Source organism: Nostoc sp. (genome assembly GCF_036916655.1).
Classification (GTDB): domain Bacteria; phylum Cyanobacteriota; class Cyanobacteriia; order Cyanobacteriales; family Nostocaceae; genus Nostoc.
On the sequence record NZ_JBALFY010000066.1, the window covers coordinates 88,501 to 108,513 of the forward strand.

Genomic DNA, 20,013 nt, shown 5'->3' on the forward strand with positions numbered 1-20,013 from the left:
ATAGTGTTTAAGCAAACTTGGTATAACTCAAATGTATTAGGTTAAGGGCTACTGGCAACAATTTTGGGTTTCCGAGACGCGATAAATCGCCGTCTCTACAAGTGTTTTGGTATATTGTAATATAACCATCTTTTACCCACTTAAAAAAAGGCGCGGGAATCTTAAGCGAACTGTATTGGAACTTATTCTCTCCACAGTGTCACTTGCTGTTTAAGTTCGCTCATATCCAAATAATCGTTAGCAAAAGCTTTCCATAAAAGTGGATGAGGAATAAAACCATCATATTTTTGAAGTTCTGGCGCTTCTGAGGTACTGACTAAATCTTCTGAAGTAATTCTTTGTTCACACAAGGAAGCAATTTCACGATAAAGATATTTAAATTTATCCTTGCCTAATTTAAGTGTCAAATAATAGGGATTTACTCCGCCTATACTTGTAATTTCCAATGATTCCCGACAATATGAATTAAGTAATCTTTCTAAGGTGCGATAAGCAATCGTACCCATCCAAGGAAAAATACAGCATTTACCTTTTTCTAGTTGCAAAATATTGTGCTTATCTAATCCAACCTGCTGCACCAATTGGCGAACTTGATGTAAACGTTGTAAAGCATTTCTTTGCAAATATCCATACTCAACATTCTCAAATAAAACTTGCTGCATTCGCTGTAAAACTTTGGTATGAATAGTACCACCACCACCACGCCAATAAATACTAGCTTTACCCTCAGCTTGTTTAACAAAAATAGCCTTCTTCTTAAAGTCAACTTCTACGACTTCCCAAGTTCTACCAGCTAAAGCAAATTGATTGCCAACAGGAAGCGGCGTGACTATACTACCGATTTCTGTTACACCTTGCTTGACAATATATTCTTGTTGTTCAGCAAAGACAGCATAAAACTGAAATTTTCTTACTACCTTTTCTCCTGCCAAACCCAGGATTAATTTACCTTGTTCAGTATGCTGAATATGACCAATATCAATTAAATAGCGTAGTAATATTTGTAAATCTTCTTTGGAAATTGCAGCAAAGGGCGGCAGACTCAAAATTTGTTTAGCTATGGCATTAACTGAAATTTCACTTGCTGCTGTTAAAATACTCATTGTTTGATGATAAAGTAGACTCAAAGGATATTTTATTGGTCTAATTGGTTCAATCCATTGTTCTTCTAAATAAAGTTGAATTATTGCAATACATTGCAAAAGTTGCCAGGGGATTTGTTCTGGTAGAGAAGCTTCTGGTAATGGCGTATCTTCAGCGCAGACAAAGCGCATATCAGCAGCTTCACCTCTTCTCCCACTGCGTCCCAAGCGTTGTAAAAAGCTAGCTACAGATAAGGGTGATTCTAACTGAATCACTCGCTCTAAATGACCGATATCTATACCTAATTCTAGAGTCAGAGTGGCGGCAGTAACAGCGGGATTGTTAGGTTCACGCATGGCATTCTCAGCAGCTTGCCGCAAACTAGCAGAGATACTCCCGTGATGCACATGATATATATCTGGTAGTCCTTGTTTTGTAGCAATTTTTCGCAAAGATGCAATTACAGATTCGGTACGTGTGCGATTATTAGCAAATATTAGACATTTGCGAGACTTGCTGAGGTTGAAAATATATTGTTCATCAGCTGTTACCTCTGATTCATCTACTTCATCTCTAGTATAAAAATGTTCTACAGCTAGTTTTATTTGCCGTTTTATACCATCAAATTTTGGTGTAATCACTGGCTTATCTGTTCCCGAACGCAACCAATTTTCAGCTATTGAGTAATCTCCAAGAGTTGCCGACAAACCAATACGACGCGGTTGTGTTTGTGTCAACTTTGCTAAACGTTGTAATTGGCAAATGATTTGACAACCCCGTTCTGAACCCATAAAGGCATGAATTTCATCAATGATGACAAACCTTAAATCACCAAATAAGCGAAGTAGATCGTTATTTTTATTAATTAACAAACTTTCTAGAGATTCTGGGGTAATTTGGAGAATGCCTTGAGGATTCTTCAAAAGTTTGTTTTTTCTAGTTTGTGAAACATCGCCGTGCCAGTGCCAAACTGGAATATCTGCTTCTTTGAGTAAGTCGTTGAGACGCTCAAATTGATCGTTAATTAAAGCTTTGATTGGACTAATATATAATACGCCAATTGTGGCAGAAGGGTTGGTATGTAATAGAGTCAAAACTGGTAGAAAAGCTGCTTCTGTTTTACCAGCAGCAGTTGCAGCAGTAACTAGTAAGTGAGCATCAGTGTCAAATATAACTTGACAAGCGGCAATTTGAACTGGACGTAATTCAGTCCACTGGTGATGATAAATATATTCTTGGATGAAGGGTGCAAGTCGGCTAAAGGCATCACTCATATTTTTGATGGATAAAGCGTTAATAACAGATAATTAAAGATCGCTAGTATGACAGATGATAAATCAAACAATATCCTGATTTAATGAGAAGACATCTCCAGAAATTAAATATGCGTTACCCATAACCCTTGTAGAGATGTAGCACTGCTACGTCAAAACAATTCTTTTTCGGAGATGTCTAGAGTATTTTCAGTTTTTACTCCTATTGACTCAAGGCAGATTAACATCTGTCAGTCAAACTGAAGTAATAAGGGCAAGTATATAATGAGGCAAAAAACATGAAGCAATATAAGGAAATATTACGAGTCATCCTTGCTATATCCATTATTGTGATTGGAGTGACACACTTTCTGATTCCAGAACCTTATGTCAAAATTATGCCACCACAACTTCCTTACCCTTTAGGATTAGTTTATCTCAGTGGCTTTTATGAAATTTTGGGTGGTATTGGGTTATTAGTTCCGCCTGTAAGTCAAGCTGCTGCTTGGGGACTTATTGCTCTTTTTATTGCGGTTTTCCCTGCCAATATCAATATGGCGGTTAATCACATTCAGCTAGAACATATACCAAATTCACCTTGGGTACACGTAGTTAGACTTCCCTTTCAAGCTGTTTTAATTGCTTGGGCTTGGTGGTATACGAAATCTTCGGTTGGGCAAAAACAAGCTTCTATCATTCCTAAATCACTGATTCCTAAGGAACTAGAATCAAAGTAAGGAATAAGAATTAAATAATATACATGATTTACCTCACCCTCAATCCCTTTTCTTTACAAGGAGAGGGAAGCTAGAGACAGGATGAAGTTTTGCATCTTATTTAATCTACGTTCCTAAGTGCGTTTTTATATCTGAAAATCATGCGCGTTACAACTTTGTTTGGAATAACACTCTCGTTAGCAATAGGCATTGGAGAAGTTACACTTCCGGTGGCTGAAGCTGTGCAGCTTAGAGATGGTCTAGTCTATTTTGTCCAACCACCGAAACTTGTTAACGCGACAACTACTTACAAAGAGGTGAATGTTTGGGGCGCAACTTACTATTTCACTATCGATGTGCCTGAGAATGCCGGAGAATCCCTACAGAAGGTAACGATCGCACAAAAAGAAGGATCGGAAAACATCCGCTACAATCTTGATGATACCCGCGCATTTGTCGGCACACGCGATCGCAAAGAAACGCAACTGAAACTAGGTCCAGTCACAAACGACCGCGATACACGCACGGTTTCTGTAAGCTTTGACCCACCTGTAACTCCAGGACAGACAATTACCATCGCCCTCCGCCCTTTAAGTAATCCGAGCTTTTCTGGTGTCTATTTATTGGGTGTTACAGCATTCCCTGTGGGTGAAAAATCTCACGGTCAATTTCTTGGCTTTGGACGGTTTCAGTTTTACAGCAATGGTAGAGGCTGGTGGTTCCGATAGAGGGAATGGGAAATAGAGAATATTTTATAAAAGTTGTGTTATAAAAACGGGCAAGAGTCTTAAACAATACGAAAGGGCTTAATGTCAAGCTTTTTCGTTAAATACTTGTGAGGATTCAGGGAAGATTAGCTGTATTTTTCCTGAGTCGTTGACGTATACTCTGATTTTTCGGTAAATGCGTAATTCTTACAGTAATGGAATCAAATGTTACTGTAAGCAATCAATACTTTAGCGTTTAATCATCAGTAATCTTTAAAAACCCCGAAAAAAATATGTTAAGTATTCCTATTAACCTAAATTTACCTCGTATACCCCATTTAATAACTGCTTTACCTGGGCCTCGCGCTCAAGCTATTGTACGACGCGATCGCGCTGTAACTTCTCCTTCTTATACCCGCGATTACCCGTTAGTTGTATCTCGCGGTCAGGGCTGTATGGTAGAAGATGTGGATGGCAATGTATTTCTGGATATGACCGCAGGTATTGCCGTTACCGCCACCGGACACGCTCACCCGGAAGTTGTCAAAGCAATTCAAGAACAATCGGCGCGGCTGTTGCACATGTCAGGGACAGATTTTTATTATGAGCCGATGGTGGAACTAGCGGAACAATTAGCTATGCGCGCCCCTTTTCCCCAGCCACAGAGTAATGCTGTGTTTCCCGCAAAGATATTTTTTAGCAATTCTGGGGCAGAATCCAACGAAGGAGCAATTAAACTAGCTCGATATTACACCAAGCGATCGCTAATTGTGGCATTTTTAGGCGCATTTCACGGACGCACTTATGGGGCAATGTCTCTCACTGGTTCCAAAGCAGTGCAACGAGCTAACTTTGGGCCTTTAGTTCCTGGGGTAACTCATATTCCCTACGGCACTCACGCTAGCTTAGATTATCTGGAACAACATCTATTTACAACTATTTTACCACCGCAAGAAGTAGCAGCGATTGTTGTCGAACCGATTCAAGGAGAAGGTGGATATATCGTCCCCGAAGATGGTTTTTTAAAACGGATTCGGGAGATATGCGATCGCCACGGTATTCTGATGGTAGTGGATGAAGTACAAGCGGGGATGGGGCGGACTGGTCGCTTATTTGCGATCGAGCATTGGGGCGTGATGCCTGATATCATTACCACAGCTAAAGGTATCGCCAGTGGTATGCCCTTGGGAGCGATACTTACCAGACCAGAGTTAATGACTTGGCCTCCTGGTTCTCACGCTACTACATTTGGTGGTAATCCTGTTGCTTGTGCTGCTGGTATTGCCACACTGCGATTGCTGGAAAGTGGTTTGATGACCAACGCTACCCAGATGGGCGAATTATTACAAGCTAGTCTTACCAAGTTGCATCAAAGATTTCCGAGAGTATCGCCGCCACGAGGTAAGGGTTTGATGGTAGCGGTGGATTTATTGGATGAAGTGGGTAATCTCGATCATAAATTACGCGATCGCATTATCCAAGAAGCTTTTTTACGCGGTTTATTATTGCTAGGTTGCGGTAAAGCCGCAATTCGTTTCTGTCCCCCTCTAGTTATTGACAGCGACCAAATTCAGATAGCCCTTGAGATTATCAGCGATATCTTAAGTTTTTAGGGGATGAGGGAGACGAGGGAAATAACCAATGACAAATGACAAATGACAAATAAAATAGCCCTGAATTTATGGAAATTACTTTGGCAAGAATATAGCGCCAGGGTAAATCATGCCCGTACCTACCAACAAATGATTACTGCTGCGGGTGGGACTGTCGCCAACGACCACATTGCCTTTCGGTCTTTGCGTTTATTAGTAGATACTCCACAGGGTGAAGTTAACTTGGGAATTGACTACCTTGGACAACTTGCAGAAGCTTTAGGTTACGTGGCGGCTGGAGAGTATACTTTTGCTCAAACTCTTTTGTACGCCCGTCATTATCGTCATCCACAGCAAGAGGAATTTAACTTACCCAAGCTGTTTATCAGCGAGTTGATTGTCGATGAATTGCCTGCTAATATTGCCCAACTCATCTCTAAAACAGTATCTTCAATCCCAAAGGAACTGACCTCACCCCTGATTATTCTACAAAAAGACAGGAATATTGAAACCATCGCCAAAGAACTCCAGCAAGTTTTTACCCGCCCTTGGCAACTTCCCCAGCGTTCTATTGTCGAAGAGGTGAATCAGGTTACTCAATATGGCGCTTGGGTGTTGCTGCACGGATATGCTGTCAACCATTTCACAGGCTACGTCAATGGTCAGAATACTCCAGAATATCCAGACATTGATACTACCGCCAGTGCTTTGGCTAACCTGGGTGTACCAATGAAAGCAGAGATAGAGGGAAATATTACTTGTGGTTTGCGGCAAACTGCAACTCAAGCAGTCACAGAAATGGTGACGGTACTAGATGATAACAGTGGTGCAGAAATTCAGATTCCTTGGACTTACGCGTATTATGAAATTGCCCAGCGCTATCTAGTAGAAGTGGAATCTGGAAAGCAAGTACTTTTCGATGCTTTTTTAGGAAGTAATGCCCAGCAATTGTTTGAAATGACTCGTCTAAGTAGGTCGGCGTAAATAATTATCGTTGGGGTAAGGCAGGGGGAAAGAGAGTTTGAGCCTTGTTTACTTTCCTTTACACAGTTTGGTTTTATTGTGCGGACTTACTTAGGGACTTCCAAATAAAAAAATATTCAATTAACTCTTGTGGGGTGGGCGTCTCGCCCGCCCAGTCCGTATGGCGGGCGAGACGCCCACCCCACAATATTGGATAATTTATTTCTTAGAGTTCCCTTAAGTAGGTAATTTTCGGTCAAAAATCTTAACCGAACCGTATTGAATCGGATTCTTATATCGGCATTACGAATTAAGCGCAGCACCACTAGCCTTAAACTTGGGATAAGCAATGCGTTTGTGATGAAATTGCTGCCAAACTTCCACAAATATTTCAGCAATTTGTGACATTTCTTCCCGTGTTAGTCCCGAATCTACGAGTTGATTGTCTTGCCATTTGGCACGCAGGATGTTATTTAACATTGTTAAAGCTTGTTCAGTGGAGACATCTTTAAGCGATGGCTTCTTTTCTGGAGATTTAGCCGATACTTGCAGCGATCGCAGCGCGGCTTCACAAGAATCTGCTAACATAACAATTCCTGTTTCCCGTGATTGCGGAATCGGCCCATCATAGCGGAAATCTGCGTCGTCTACTATTAAACTCGGATCTTCCTGAGCCATTTGCTGGGCTTGGTGATGAAAATAGGCAATCAGTATCGTTCCCTGATGCTCTGGAATAAAAGCTTGAATCGCTGTCGGTAAAAGGTGTTTACGCGCCATCACCAAGCCTTCAGTTACGTGTTTTTTAATAATTTCTGCACTCTTCCAAGGGTCTTTAATCTCAGTATCATGTTTATTCGGCCCCCCCATTTGATTTTCAATAAAGCCAAGGGGGTCGTGCATTTTTCCAATATCATGATATAGTGTCCCAGCCCTAACTAGTTCAACATTGCATCCTAGTTCTTTGGCAGCAGCTTCGGCAAGGGTAGCCACAAGCAGGGTATGTTGAAAAGTTCCCGGAGTTTCAGTAGCAAGTCGTTTTAATAAAGGGCGGTTAGGGTTCGCTAACTCTGCTAGACGGATTGGCGTAACTAAATCAAAAACTTTTTCTAGATAAGGACTCAAGCCCAAGGCGACAATACTCCAGCCTAAGCCGGATAAAGCAAACAATCCGGCTTCTTGGAGGACGATATACCAGGTTGAACCAAATGCTTGACCAATTAAGATTTTAACAACCAGATAAATACCGCCTTGAGTTAAAGCGATCGCCACACCTAATAAAGCTAATTCTTCACGCGATCGCAATCGTTGGGCGATATAACTACCTAATAATCCTCCCCCAAAACCAGCTAAAAGGGCAGCCTTGCTCATCTCCAAGCTAATACCTAAGATTGGCAACAACAGTCCGACAACTGTCAGCGCCAAAGTAGAGCCGTAGAAGCTTCCCAACAACAAACCAAGGGCACTCCAAGTAGTGTAAGGCAATCCGATGGCGATCGCTCCTGGTACACTCAGAGTTAGCAGTAACACTAACAAGCGATCACGTTGTCGCAATTCGTAATCGATATGCCGTTCTACCCAGACAAAAATGCTAATGGCGATCGCAATCACGCTTCCTAATTTCAGCAATTCCTGCCATTTTATCTCCCGACGAATCAGGTGATAATGCTCCAGCACCTCAAAGTCCCATGCAGTAATCTGCGCTCCTTTTTTGACAATCACCTCACCAGAGCGTACCTTCTCCATCACAGGGGGCACACCAGCAGCAGCCTTTTGAGCGTTTTCTCTTGTTTGTTCTTCATCATTTTGCAGATTCGGCTTGAGTACAGCTAACAACACGTTCTTTGCCAAAGTTTCAGCGTTTTCTGGTACAAAGGTCTGCAATTGTAAACTCACCGCATCTTGTAAGATATTTTTTGGCAGTCCTTGTGGGATGCCTTGGGCAAGAATCCGCTCTGTAATTTGATGAATTCCCGTTTGGGTTTTTTCCCACTCCACATCTAACAAATCTAAAAGCAGGGATTCTTCGTATACTGCTTCTGGGTTAACAGTCTCTAACTGTAAAAGTTTAGCAGTGGCTTGGGTGTATCTTTGGCGTGCTTGGGAAATTAGGGCAATCAGTAAAGATAAGTTTTTCTCAGAAGTTGTGAGGCGGTAAGATTCTAGTTCTGCTACAGCTTGAGTAAAGTCAGTATTTTGAGAAAAATCAGATGGCTCTGTCTTTTTTTGACTCTGTGAATCAGATTTGGGTGTTGTGCGCGCCCGGCGTTCTTGATTGGATGAAGCGGTAGTTTGTCCTTTTGGTTTCTTCTGCTGATTTTTAGTATTTTCGACAGTCAATAGCAGTGCTTGCCATTCCGATTCAGAACAAGAGCGGAGATAACGCTGGGTAGAAATGGATAAAACGACAGAATCAAAAAAAGGAAAAGCTCCAGCAACGGCGCGAATTTCGTTGCCATCATCTAGGAGTTGTTGCAAATTTTTATTGATTTCTTCATTCATTCGCGCATCAAGCATCAACACCTGTAAGGAGCTTTTACTAACAGCTTTGCGCTTGGCTTCTGTTTTTTTCTGATTTTCGATACTAGCTGTGTAAGGGGCCGTAATTGTCTGGGGCGCGGAATTTCCAACTTGGAGTTGCGTCTGATTGTATAATTTATTTCCAATAACGCCTGTTAGAGATACGATCGCGATCGCTAAAATTACCGAGTAACGCTGTTGATATGCCCAATCTAAACCGACTGCATAAATACTGCTCTGAGTTTTGACCGATTTTGCCTTTGGTTTTAGCGCTCGTTCTTGTTTCCGACGCTCGCTTTTATCATTGGTTTTTGATAAAAACAGGAATATATTCTTGAGCATAGTCCTGAGAAGTTCCCTTCTATGGGTTTTACCTTTGGGACTTCTCATTAACTTTCCCTTACGGCGTAGTGTTGTATACTGTCGCCGCCAGTGAGTCAATTGCTGGTTCAAGAACTGCAAAAATTGCTGCATTTTCATTATCTCTGCCTGCAATTGCCGACTTTGATGGCTCAAAAAAAGACAATCATCAGGAAAGTTTACTCTGTGGCTACTGCAACTACGGTGGTGGGGCTTTTTTACTGCGGATTTGCCACAATAGCTAGCTACAGAATCAGTCCGAGGTTTGCTGAAAAATTCTAGTATATGAGACTAATACACTGTGGCATCAGTTTGCTTACTTGTAAGAAGGGATTTAACCCCTTATCTGATTAATTGAGATTATCGCAGCCGAATAACGCGAGGAGCTGCGTAAACACAAAGCAGAGCCACCTCACATCCCTCCTCTGGATTTAAGGTAAGATCATACACTCCCGACCACATCGCCACAAAGGCATCAGTCAATTCTAACATTTGGGAAAAACTAGTTAATCCCCATACTGGAGAATTACTCTGCAAGAGTAAAACTTGCCAATTTACAGGAATTCCACCGATACCGTTATATGCGCCTGATAAAGCACCAGTAATTGCACCTGTAGCTTTTGAGCTTAGAGGCGTAGTGTCTTGCACTTGAGAATTATCATTATAAGTTGCCTGCAAAACTGCAAGGCGAAAGTCTTCCAAGGTACTCAAAAAGCAGTAAAATGCCATTGCAATAGTGTTACTGAGTTTTTCTTCCTTGGCAAACTCAGCTTGCACCCTTGACAATCCAACCCCTTGTTCTAATAAATTCTGGACTCTTAATAATTTTTTTGGTATTGATGTCGGTGTTTCTCCGATAAAAGCAATTGTTTGTGGAATCAGGGTTAGGGGGTCGAGTTTTTCGGTTAGGGCAAGAGCGATCGCATAAGCAACTGCGAGTGTTCCATCTCTTACTACTGGGTCATCTTCCCAGATATTTAGCACACGTAGCAAGTTTTGCCTAAGCTTAATTGGATTTTCGTGAAAAAAGAGTGCTACTGGTAGTGTGGCAATAATTATTTTTACCGATATATCATCAGTTGCAGCTAAATCAACCGATTCTTCTTGCTGACGCCTTATCCAATCATCTAAATCTAATCTACCTAATGCAATCAAACTCTGAGTACCCAAAACCGCCATTTTGCCCAAATCTAGGCAACTATGAAATTCGATTCCACCACAAGTTAAACTTTCCCCTAGAAACGCTCCGAGTAAAGTACCTTTAAACCGACTAATAGGAGAATAACGCATACGATTTTGGATTTTAGATTTTAGAACTTCATCTAAAGTCTAAAATCTATAACTGATTCACCTTTCATCCTTTCTGTAAATGATTGACTAATGCTTGTAAGCCCAACAAGTAACTTTGAACGCCAAAACCACTTATTTGTCCGATCGCAACTGGGGCGATGTACGAATGATGGCGAAAATCTTCCCGGCGGTAAATGTTACTCAGATGCACTTCTACTGTGGGTAAGTTAACAGCAGCGATCGCATCTCGCAAGGCGACACTTGTGTGAGTATATGCGCCTGCATTAATCAGGATTCCCTGATATTCTCCTAATGCGCCATGAATAGTATCTACTAAAGTCCCTTCATGATTTGACTGCACAGAAAAAACTTTCGCCTGTAACTTGAATGCTTCTTCTTCTAACAGGCGGTTAATTTCAGCTAGCGTCAAAGAACCATAAATTCCTGGTTCTCGTTGTCCTAGCAAATTTAAGTTTGGCCCATGCAGTACTAGAATGCTTAAGGGTTGCGTCGAGTTCAGCACTTTCGGGTTAGTAGCGACGCCGTGAGCGATCGTTCACAGGAATCGGAATCAGTTCCGGTTCCGGTTCCGCCTCTGGCCCTAACAGGCTCTCAATTAGCCTGCGAGCTAATTCCTTAAGCTTTTCCAGCACCTTTTCTATATAGTCCATGAACAGACCGCTCCTGAGATACTACCTCAATTTTTGATTAACAGGTACGCAGAAAATAGCATATTTTCGCACCTCTGGCTTCCAATCGGGCTGATACACAATCCCGCATTTGGGACATAAGCCACTTCTAAAATTTGGCGTTGTGTTATTCCCTTACCTTTTAGATTATCACACTTGCAACCTATCGAACTGTATCCTATCAAGGATGGATATCAAGGGTCAAGAGTTCAGGATCGGACTTGAGACTCTTGACTACGAATTTTAGATTTTAGATTAAAAGAATTTTGGGGTTTATGCCCGCCCCTTGCAGGCGAAATAAATCTAAAATCTAAAAGACGCTCCTACTGCGATCGTCAATCTAAAATCCCAAATTAGCTGACTTACAACTAGCCTTCGGTGGTCTTTTTCTTCGCCGCCGTCGTTGATGACTTAGCAGTTGACTTAGTAGTTGACTTAGATTTGGAATTCGTTGATTTACTCGTTTTGCGAGTCGATTTCCCAGTCGATGCCTTAGCTGCCAGCAAATTCAACGCCGCCGTCAAAGTTATATCTTCTACCGTTTGACCTTCTGGGATACTTACATTAGTTTTGCCATGCTTGATGTAAGGGCCATAGGGGCCATCATAGATATTGATTGTTTCCCCGTCCTCTGGATGCGTACCCAATTCGCGTAAGGCTGCCTTGGACTTGCTGTTGGTGGAACTGCGTCCCTTTTTGGGTTCGGATAACAATTCCAATGCACGTTCTAGGCTAATTGCCAATACATTATCAGCAGCTTTTAGGGAGCGATAGTCTTTCCCTTCTTTACCTTGGTCATGAACCACATAAGGGCCAAAGCGTCCCAAACTTGCTTGGATTTTGCCACCAGTTACAGGATGAACTCCCAATGTTCGGGGTAGTGCCAACAGACCAACAGCCATTTCCAGGGTAACGGTTTCTGGGGTGACACCTTTAAGTAAGGAGGCTTGTTTCGGTTTGGGGTTTTCGTCGGTTTTATCACCTAATTGGACGTAGGGCCCGTAAGCACCAATTTTCACATAAATCGGTTCGCCAGTTTCGGGATGCCGACCTACCTGGTCAGGGCCAGTGATTTTTTGCCGCAGCAGTACTTCTACCTGTTTGGGGTCGAGGTCAGCTGGTGTCAAGTCTTTGGGAATTGAGGCGGTGATCACCCCCTCACCGTTTACGACTTCGATGTAGGGGCCATATTTTCCAATGCGGACTTTGGCATCTAGATTCTCTAGTTCTACAGTCCTAGCTTTGGTGGCATCAATTTGACTTTCCCTTTCTCTAACTAGGGTTTCCAGCCCTTTCTCTCCTAGATAGAATTGCTGCAAGTAGGGCAGCCATTTCGCTTCACCTGTGGCAATGTCATCAAGGGTTTGCTCCATCTTCGAGGTAAAACTAGGATCAACGATGTCTGGAAAATGTTTTTCCAGCAAGTCGGTGACGGCGAAAGCGGTGAAGGTGGGAATGAGGGCGTTAGTCACCAAATGGGCATAACCCTTATCGATGATGGTGCCAATGATGCTGGCGTAAGTACTGGGACGACCGATACCTTCGCTTTCTAATGTTTTCACCAAAGAAGCTTCGGTGTATCTAGCTGGCGGTTGAGTTTCGTGTCCAACGGCTTCTAGCTCTGTACAATTCGGATGATCCCCCACTTTCAGATTCGGCAAAATTACTTCCTGGTCTTCCAGTGCTGCTTCTGGGTCGTCTGAACCTTCGACGTAGGCGCGTAAGTATCCTGGAAATTCAATCCGTTTGCCAGAAGAACGGAATCCAGCATCCTCAACTTGCAATTGCACGGTAATTTGAGTTTGGCGAGAATCAGCCATTTGACAGGCAACAGTCCGCTTCCAAATCAAATCGTAAATAGCAAGTTCTCGACCACCCAAAGCAGTTTCTTGGGGGGTGCGAAAGGTACTACCGGCTGGACGAATTGCTTCGTGTGCCTCTTGTGCGCCTTTGGATTTGGTGGTGTATTGCCGGGGTTGGGAACTAAGGTATTGTTGACCGTAGAGCTTTTCTACGCTACTCCGAGCAGCTGCGATCGCTTGATCTGACAAATGCACCGAATCTGTCCGCATATAGGTAATATACCCTTGCTCGTACAAATTCTGGGCAACTCGCATCGTGTCACGGGCTGAGAGGCGCAGTTTCCGGTTAGATTCTTGTTGCAACGTCGAAGTTGTGAACGGTGGCGACGGTTTGCGCGTCACTGGGCGTTCTTCGATGTCGTTAACATTCCAGGTTTTCCCAGTTAGACGTTCCTTGAGGGCTACCGCTTGTTCTTCGTTGAGCAACAAGACATTGCGACCTGCGGTAATTTCTCCAGTCGTTGCGTCAAAATCGCTACCATTAGCGATTTTGGTTCCTGCCAGTGTTACCAACTGGGCAGCAAAGGGGGTTTTTTCCTTTGATAAACTGGCTTTCAAATCCCAGTATGTACCCTCATGGAAAGCGCGGCGTTGGCGTTCCCTAGTGACTAAAAGTCTTACAGCTACAGATTGCACTCGCCCAGCAGATAATCCCCAGGCGATTTTTTTCCATAACAAGGGAGACAGAGTATAGCCGACAAGTCGATCTAAAATCCGCCGGGTTTCTTGGGCGCGAACCAACTGCTCATCAATATTGCGGCAGTTTTTCAGAGCTTTTTTGATCGCCTCTTGGGTAATTTCGTGAAACACCATCCGCTTCGTGGGAACCTTCGGCTTCAGCAGTTGGTATAAATGCCAACTAATGCTTTCACCTTCCCGGTCTTCGTCCGTTGCCAGAATCAGTTCATCTACGTCCTTGAGGGCATCTTTTAGCTGGGTAACAATTTTCTTTTTGTCTTTCGGGACAACATATACCGGTTCAAAGTCGGCGTCCACATTTACCCCTAGCTGCGCCCATGATTCCCCCTTGACGGCAGCGGGAATTTCACTAGCCGATTGGGGTAGGTCACGCACATGACCCATAGACGCCTCCACCCGATAGCCTGCTGGCAGGTAGTTGCGAATGGTACGAGCTTTGGTTGGAGATTCGACGATGACGAGAGTTGACATGGAAATTTCAATAACAAAGAAGAGCTACTAAGCCAAACAGTCAAATTGAGGTAACTTTTGCAAATTGTCAAGATAAATGGTCACGCTTAGGGCGGTGATTTAATCCTCACATAAACTGCCTGCTTGGGAGAAAATTCGCTGAACTTAGTGCCCAGTCTATCCCAGAGGATAAATGAGGGTACGCTGGGTCTGAATTTCCAGCTATTTTAATCTTTAACTTATCTAACGCATAATTGGCGACTACAGTTTTCAAATTTGGGGATTGGGGACTGGGGACTGGGGACAAGGAGATAAACAAAACTCCTAACTCTTGTACAGACAAAGATTTTTCGCGTCTCTACTCTTAACTCCTAACTCAGCACTACTAACGCCCAATTCCCATTTAATAGAGCTTGTGCCAAAATTAAATCAAACTTGAGAGCAAAAGCGAAGTGGGATTTGTACCCATGTCAGGAAAGCAGAACTATGCAACCAATTCGTCAGGGTGATGTTATCTTACTACCTGTGCAGCAGGTTGAAGGACAAAAAATACCTCATTTAACTTTGGCAGAAGGCGAAGTTACAGGTCATAAGCATCGGATTACTGAAGGCGAGGCGGAATTATTGGAAAAAGATAGCACACTTTACTTACGTGTTTTTTCAGATTCGGCATTGCTAGCTCATGAGGAGCATAAAGCTATTTCTATTCCCCAAGGTGACTGGATAGTGAAAATTCAGCGAGAATACGAGCCTGAAGGTTGGCGTTATGTCGCTGATTGAAAAGTTAACGCCTGAGCAAGAGGCTTTAATTCCAGTTTATCGAGAGAAGTGGAGAGCGATCGCGCTTTCAACTGAAAGAATTGATAAAGGAAAAGCGGCTGAAGCTGTGAGGGTTGCTTATGCAGCAATTAGCAAGAAAGAGCCTGAGATTATTTTTTGTGATAGTTCTTATGCTGGCTTACAAATTTTGATTCAGAAACAATTGGAATTAGATATAAACAAAGATTTACTTAACTCTATTTTCCCACGTTTGACCAATAAAAATAACGAAGTTTTATATCAACTCAACACGGAACTCCTAAACAAGTTGCCTATCTTACGAGTAAATTTTATTACGCAAGATTATGTATCAATAGACGAATTAAAAATTAAAACTCAATTCAAAAAAAATCTTCATAGCCCTTGGTTAAAATCACAATGGTTAGCCAGTAGTTGTTGTTGGATAGATTTTTATGTGTCGGTCTTAAATTGTTCTTACAATCAAATCAGTTGGCAAGTTTTGCAGTCTTTAGCGAAGTATTGTGGCTGGATTTTATTTTATGAAAATATTTGTCTTATATGCGATCGCCCCCTTCACCTGCGCTTCGACAACCAAAACCGCCTCCATGCTGAAGGTGAACCCGCCATTGAATTTACCGATGGATATAGCCTCTACTCCTATCACGGCGTAACCTTGCCTGAAAAGTACGGTAAAATCCACCCTCAGCAATGGCAAGCTACTTGGCTTTTAACAGAAGAAAATGCCGAACTACGGCGAGTACTAATTCAGGGTATCGGTTACGCTAGAATCTGCCAAGAACTACAAGCTATTGAATTAGACAAATGGCAAGAATATACACTATTAGGAATTGATAACAATGTGGATATCGAGCCGATTTATTTATTAAAAATGGCTTGTCCTAGTACAGGCTTTATTCACGCCTTGCGAGTTCCGCCGAATATGAACTCAGCGCGTGAGGCAATTCGCTGGGTAAATTGGGGCGTAGATCCAGAAGAATTTGGTGTGCAAACATAATTGCTTAAGATACTTTCCCCATTTAGAAATTGTTCAACGATCGCTACCCAATTTCTTGATAAAATCTCCATGTTCAGCAGATTGCAAACCTGCTTGCAAAACCTTCAAAACACTTTGCATATTACCTGCTAATAACTCCGTCGCCGCTAACCACAACCCTGGAAATACCCGACTTTGCAAAACGCCTTCATTATCAGGTACTAATTCCAAATATTCACCCTGTTCCAGAGAAAACCAAGTCAATTTTTGGTCTAAAACTTGCCAAACAATATATTCTTTGACGAGGAATTGTCAAAGGCTGGGAGGGTGTTTTCACCATAATTGTTGTACTGAAAATGAGCTTGTGTACATCCTAGCGCTGCGAACCGCTATAAATATTCTAGCTAGTACTTGTAAATAGCCAGATTGAAATAGTTTGCAATAATAGCCAAGCATTTAAACTACCAATCACAATCGCTACTAACCACGATAAAATTTTCAGCCACCAAGGATTGACAAATTCACCCATTAAGTGACGATTACTTGTAAACATCACCAAAGGCACTACCGCAAACGATAGCTGTAAACTTAAGATCACTTGACTGAAAATCAGTAAGCCACCTGTACTTTTTTCTCCCAAAAGAATAATTGAAATTAATGCTGGGATAATGGCAATTAATCTAGTTAATAATCTACGTAGCCAAGGTTTTAGACGCAGATTTAAAAATCCTTCCATGACGATTTGCCCTGCTAAGGTGGCAGTCAGGGTTGAACTTTGTCCAGAAGCAAGTAATGCCAAACCAAAAATTGCGCTGGCGGCATTTACACCCAGTAAGGGAGAGAGCAATTTATAAGCATCTTGAATTTCTGCAACATCCTGATAACCAGAAAAATGAAAAGTTGCCGCAGCAATAATCAAAATTGCTGAGTTGATAAATAAGGCGAAACATAAAGCAACTGTAGAATCGATTGTACCAAACTTAATCGCTTCCCATTTCTTTTCGGATGTTGATTCCCAATCTCGCGTCTGCACGATTGATGAGTGCAGATACAAGTTGTGTGGCATCACTGTTGCCCCCAAAATGCCAATAGCAATGTAGAGCATTTCTGGATTTTGTACAATTTCTATTTTGGGAACAAATCCTAATAAAACTCCGCCCAAATCAGGACGCGAAAAAATGATTTCTGCTGTGAAACAAACGCCTACAGTTGCTACGAACAAGATTACCAAAGCTTCTGTATAGCGAAAGCCTTTGTTTTGTAGCAGTAATAATACAATTACATCTAGTGCTGTGATACACACACCCCAACCCAAGGGAATGCCAAAAAGCAGTTGCAGCGCGATCGCACTTCCCAAAACTTCCGCTAAGTCACAGGCTGCGATCGCTATTTCACAAAGTACCCATAACCCGAAATTAACACGGGGGCTGAAATTATCTCGACAAGCCTGCGCTAAATCTCGCCCCGTTGCTACTCCCAACCGCACACACAGAGATTGCATTAAAATCGCCATCAAGTTGGAAAGCATAATCACCGTTAGCAACGTATAACCAAATTTAGCCCCGCCTGCTAAGTCAGTTGCCCAGTTACCAGGGTCCATATACCCTACAGATACCAAATATCCTGGCCCTCCATAAGCCAACATCTTGCGCCAGAAGCTTTTGGTGTTAGGAATTTTAATGCTGCGATGAACTTCAGGTAGGCTGGGCTTCCTGGCTGGTTTTTCTGGCAAGGGCATTTGTTTACGCTCTCAAATTTTCATAATTGTCTCATAATTATAGGAAACACTGACAAGAATAACTACCGCCGCCAGACTATAAATTTTAATATCCACTAAATCTTAGTAGAAAGATTTAACAATCAACCTAAATATTGTATTGATATAGATTCTCGTTCTTAAATTATCAACTTGTAAAAACTTCTTTTTTTAATTACATTTGAATAAAGGCTAATATATCCAATAAGTTGCTAGCCTCCATAGAAAAAATGAAGCAGAAAGTACATTCAGAATCTTCAGATTGTTGCAGTTGTGAACATGACCATCACGAGAATCATAACCATGTTCATAATCACAATCATGATGAGAATCATAACCATGACCACAATCACAACCACGGTGGAGAATTCAATCTGAAAAATGAGGTATTGCCTTTAGTTGTGATTTTAAGTTTATATGGGACTGGTATAATTTTTGAAACTCAATTACACAATACGTTTTATTCAATAGGTGAATATCTGCTTTTTATCCCTGCCTATTTATTAAGTGGATGGAGTGTGTTAAAAACTGCTGGGCGTAATATCCTCAGAGGCAGAGTATTTGATGAAACCTTTTTGATGACAGTAGCAACATTAGGTGCGATCGCAATTCATAAATTACCCGAAGCTGTCGGAGTAATGTTATTTTATAAAATTGGAGAATTATTCCAAGATATTGCCGTCAGTCGTTCCCGTAATTCGATCAAATCATTATTGGAAGTCCGCCCAGATTATGCCAACATCCAAATAGGGGGAGAACTCAAAAAAGTATCGCCAGAAACAGTAAAGATTGGAGATATCATCGTTGTTAAACCTGGAGAAAAGATTCCCTTAGATGGCGAAATTATCGATGGTAATTCGCAAGTTGATACATCCGCATTAACTGGAGAATCTGTACCGCGAACGGTTAGTTTAGGTGAAACAGTTTTGGCTGGGACGATCAATAAAATAGGTGTTCTCAGTATTAAAGTCACAAAACTCTTTGATGAATCTTCCATTGCCAAGATTTTAGACTTGGTGCAAAATGCCAAAAGTAAAAAAGCAGAAACAGAAAAGTTTATTACTAAATTTGCTAGATACTATACACCAATAGTAGTTTTTACATCTCTAGCAGTTGCAATATTACCTCCTTTATTTATTCCGGGTGCAATTTCTTCCGAATGGGTTTATCGTGCCCTAATTTTACTAGTCATTTCCTGTCCGTGTGGACTCGTTATCAGTATTCCATTAGGTTACTTTGGAGGTGTGGGAGGTGCGGCTAGACGTGGTATTTTGGTTAAAGGTTCTACTTTTTTAGATACTTTAAATGCAGTCAATACAGTTGTTTTTGATAAAACTGGAACGTTAACTAAAGGGGTATTCAAAGTAGCCAAAATAGTACCATTAAATGGCTGGAATGAACAAGAATTACTGCAATTAGCTGCCAAAGTAGAATCGCACTCAAATCATCCCATCGCTCAATCTATCCGCAAAGCCTATGGTGAAAAAATTGATGAATTTGAGGTGAGAGATTATGAAGAGATTGCAGGTTATGGAATTAGAGCCAAGGTTGAAAATAGGGTAGTGATTGCGGGAAGCGATCGCCTACTCCACAGAGAGAAGATTGTTCACGATAATTGCCAGTTAGAGGGAACAGTGATCCATCTAGCAGTGGATGATATTTACGCTGGATATATTGTCATTGCTGATGAACTCAAAGAAGATGCAAGACTTGCTATTCAAGCACTCAAGCGAATGGGTGTAGAGAGAACAGTAATGTTGACAGGAGATAATGAAGCGATCGCTTCTCGGATTGCTGAACAGCTTGGAATAGATACATATCAAGCAGAGTTATTACCAGAAGAAAAAGTTAATGCCATTGAGAAATTACTCAGCACCGCTGGCAAGCATGGTAAAGTTGCCTTTGTTGGCGATGGTATTAATGATGCACCAGTTATTGCTAGAGCAGATGTTGGTATGGCAATGGGTGGGTTAGGCTCAGATGCCGCGATCGAAACTGCTGATATTGTAATCATGACAGATGCACCGTTAAAAGTGGCAGAAGCAATCCAAATCGCCAGAAAAACAAGGCAAATTGTTTGGCAAAATATTGGCTTTGCTTTAGCAATTAAAGCTGTATTTATTGGATTGGGTATTTTTGGTATAGCGACAATGTGGGAAGCTGTCTTTGCTGATGTCGGAGTAGCAATGCTTGCGATTTTAAACGCAACTAGAGCGATGAAATAAAGTTATTGGGAAATCGGGAATCTTTAATTGGTAATTTGTAGTAATTAAATTATGAGTACTTCTCACTCATATTCTAC

The 20,013-nt window shown here is 41.8% G+C and carries 16 protein-coding genes; 8 read left to right on the top strand and 8 right to left on the bottom strand.

Translation table 11 applies throughout. The features are described 5' to 3' along the window. Positions 1-182 precede the first annotated feature (182 nt). Positions 183-2,357 (bottom strand): DEAD/DEAH box helicase, encoded by a 2,175-nt coding sequence (locus V7L31_RS17705; protein ID WP_334697446.1) that lies wholly within the window; start codon positions 2,355-2,357, stop codon positions 183-185. A gap of 278 nt (positions 2,358-2,635) precedes the next feature. On the opposite strand from V7L31_RS17705, the gene V7L31_RS17710 reads away from it, so the two are divergent. From V7L31_RS17710 to V7L31_RS17725, 4 genes are all read left to right on the top strand, one after another. Then, positions 2,636-3,073 (top strand): DoxX family protein, encoded by a 438-nt coding sequence (locus V7L31_RS17710; protein ID WP_334697447.1) that lies wholly within the window; start codon positions 2,636-2,638, stop codon positions 3,071-3,073. A 140-nt stretch (positions 3,074-3,213) separates the two neighbouring features. Continuing rightward, complete coding sequence (locus V7L31_RS17715) at positions 3,214-3,780, top strand: DUF2808 domain-containing protein (protein WP_334697448.1); 567 nt, start codon at positions 3,214-3,216, stop codon at positions 3,778-3,780. Positions 3,781-4,052: 272 nt separating this feature from the next. Beyond that, positions 4,053-5,372, top strand: coding sequence for an acetyl ornithine aminotransferase family protein (locus V7L31_RS17720; RefSeq protein WP_334697449.1), 1,320 nt, complete (start codon positions 4,053-4,055; stop codon positions 5,370-5,372). Positions 5,373-5,414: 42 nt separating this feature from the next. Beyond that, the gene (locus V7L31_RS17725; RefSeq protein WP_334697450.1) at positions 5,415-6,335 is read left to right on the top strand and encodes a DUF1338 domain-containing protein; all 921 of its coding nucleotides are present in this window, start codon (positions 5,415-5,417) and stop codon (positions 6,333-6,335) included. Between the two features lie 282 nt (positions 6,336-6,617). On the opposite strand, the gene V7L31_RS17730 is transcribed toward V7L31_RS17725, so the two are convergent. Then, the gene (locus tag V7L31_RS17730) at positions 6,618-9,311 is read right to left on the bottom strand and encodes an HD family phosphohydrolase (RefSeq protein WP_334697451.1); all 2,694 of its coding nucleotides are present in this window, start codon (positions 9,309-9,311) and stop codon (positions 6,618-6,620) included. Between V7L31_RS17730 and V7L31_RS17735 the strand changes: the two genes are divergently transcribed. Next, on the top strand, positions 9,242-9,436 hold the full coding sequence (locus V7L31_RS17735; RefSeq protein WP_334697527.1) for a hypothetical protein: 195 nt from the start codon (positions 9,242-9,244) through the stop codon (positions 9,434-9,436). The genes V7L31_RS17730 and V7L31_RS17735 overlap by 70 nt on opposite strands. 115 nt (positions 9,437-9,551) lie before the next feature. On the opposite strand, the gene V7L31_RS17740 is transcribed toward V7L31_RS17735, so the two are convergent. The 4 genes from V7L31_RS17740 to topA form a co-directional block, all read right to left on the bottom strand. Beyond that, entirely contained in the window at positions 9,552-10,481 is a 930-nt protein-coding gene (locus V7L31_RS17740; protein ID WP_334697452.1) for an ADP-ribosylglycohydrolase family protein, read from the bottom strand. A 64-nt stretch (positions 10,482-10,545) separates the two neighbouring features. Then, complete coding sequence (gene aroQ / locus V7L31_RS17745; RefSeq protein WP_334697453.1) at positions 10,546-11,004, bottom strand: type II 3-dehydroquinate dehydratase; 459 nt, start codon at positions 11,002-11,004, stop codon at positions 10,546-10,548. Between the two features lie 7 nt (positions 11,005-11,011). Then, positions 11,012-11,152, bottom strand: coding sequence for a hypothetical protein (locus V7L31_RS17750; RefSeq protein WP_179064338.1), 141 nt, complete (start codon positions 11,150-11,152; stop codon positions 11,012-11,014). Between the two features lie 386 nt (positions 11,153-11,538). Continuing rightward, positions 11,539-14,202 carry a type I DNA topoisomerase gene (gene topA, locus V7L31_RS17755; RefSeq protein WP_334697454.1) on the bottom strand — a complete coding sequence of 888 codons (2,664 nt, stop codon included), beginning with the start codon at positions 14,200-14,202 and terminating at the stop codon, positions 11,539-11,541. A gap of 465 nt (positions 14,203-14,667) precedes the next feature. Here topA and V7L31_RS17760 point away from each other — a divergent pair, with 465 nt between their 5' ends. Both V7L31_RS17760 and V7L31_RS17765 read left to right on the top strand, forming a co-directional pair. Then, positions 14,668-14,961, top strand: a complete 294-nt coding sequence (locus V7L31_RS17760) for a hypothetical protein (RefSeq protein WP_334697455.1) — start codon at positions 14,668-14,670, stop codon at positions 14,959-14,961. Further along, on the top strand, positions 14,948-15,976 hold the full coding sequence (locus V7L31_RS17765) for a DUF6745 domain-containing protein (protein ID WP_334697456.1): 1,029 nt from the start codon (positions 14,948-14,950) through the stop codon (positions 15,974-15,976). The genes V7L31_RS17760 and V7L31_RS17765 overlap by 14 nt, the downstream gene beginning before the upstream one ends. 33 nt (positions 15,977-16,009) lie before the next feature. Here V7L31_RS17765 and V7L31_RS17770 read toward each other — a convergent pair whose 3' ends face one another. Together V7L31_RS17770 and V7L31_RS17775 are read right to left on the bottom strand one after the other, a co-directional pair. Next, positions 16,010-16,219, bottom strand: a complete 210-nt coding sequence (locus V7L31_RS17770) for a hypothetical protein (protein ID WP_334697457.1) — start codon at positions 16,217-16,219, stop codon at positions 16,010-16,012. A gap of 136 nt (positions 16,220-16,355) precedes the next feature. Beyond that, positions 16,356-17,693 carry an Nramp family divalent metal transporter gene (locus V7L31_RS17775; protein WP_334697458.1) on the bottom strand — a complete coding sequence of 446 codons (1,338 nt, stop codon included), beginning with the start codon at positions 17,691-17,693 and terminating at the stop codon, positions 16,356-16,358. A 248-nt stretch (positions 17,694-17,941) separates the two neighbouring features. On the opposite strand from V7L31_RS17775, the gene V7L31_RS17780 reads away from it, so the two are divergent. Continuing rightward, positions 17,942-19,936, top strand: coding sequence for a heavy metal translocating P-type ATPase (locus V7L31_RS17780; RefSeq protein WP_334697459.1), 1,995 nt, complete (start codon positions 17,942-17,944; stop codon positions 19,934-19,936). Positions 19,937-20,013: the final 77 nt, after the last annotated feature.

Bases quoted from the DNA above. Each gene is read 5' to 3' on its own strand.
- V7L31_RS17740 (WP_334697452.1), bottom strand. From the start codon at position 10,481: ATGCGTTATTCTCCTATTAGTCGGTTTAAAGGTACTTTACTCGGAGCG.
- V7L31_RS17760 (WP_334697455.1), top strand. From the start codon at position 14,668: ATGCAACCAATTCGTCAGGGTGATGTTATCTTACTACCTGTGCAGCAG.
- V7L31_RS17705 (WP_334697446.1), bottom strand. From the start codon at position 2,357: ATGAGTGATGCCTTTAGCCGACTTGCACCCTTCATCCAAGAATATATT.
- V7L31_RS17720 (WP_334697449.1), top strand. From the start codon at position 4,053: ATGTTAAGTATTCCTATTAACCTAAATTTACCTCGTATACCCCATTTA.
- V7L31_RS17710 (WP_334697447.1), top strand. From the start codon at position 2,636: ATGAAGCAATATAAGGAAATATTACGAGTCATCCTTGCTATATCCATT.
- V7L31_RS17725 (WP_334697450.1), top strand. From the start codon at position 5,415: ATGACAAATAAAATAGCCCTGAATTTATGGAAATTACTTTGGCAAGAA.
- V7L31_RS17715 (WP_334697448.1), top strand. From the start codon at position 3,214: ATGCGCGTTACAACTTTGTTTGGAATAACACTCTCGTTAGCAATAGGC.
- V7L31_RS17730 (WP_334697451.1), bottom strand. From the start codon at position 9,311: ATGAAAATGCAGCAATTTTTGCAGTTCTTGAACCAGCAATTGACTCAC.
- topA (WP_334697454.1), bottom strand. From the start codon at position 14,202: ATGTCAACTCTCGTCATCGTCGAATCTCCAACCAAAGCTCGTACCATT.
- V7L31_RS17765 (WP_334697456.1), top strand. From the start codon at position 14,948: ATGTCGCTGATTGAAAAGTTAACGCCTGAGCAAGAGGCTTTAATTCCA.
- V7L31_RS17775 (WP_334697458.1), bottom strand. From the start codon at position 17,693: ATGCCCTTGCCAGAAAAACCAGCCAGGAAGCCCAGCCTACCTGAAGTT.
- V7L31_RS17780 (WP_334697459.1), top strand. From the start codon at position 17,942: ATGAAGCAGAAAGTACATTCAGAATCTTCAGATTGTTGCAGTTGTGAA.
- V7L31_RS17750 (WP_179064338.1), bottom strand. From the start codon at position 11,152: ATGGACTATATAGAAAAGGTGCTGGAAAAGCTTAAGGAATTAGCTCGC.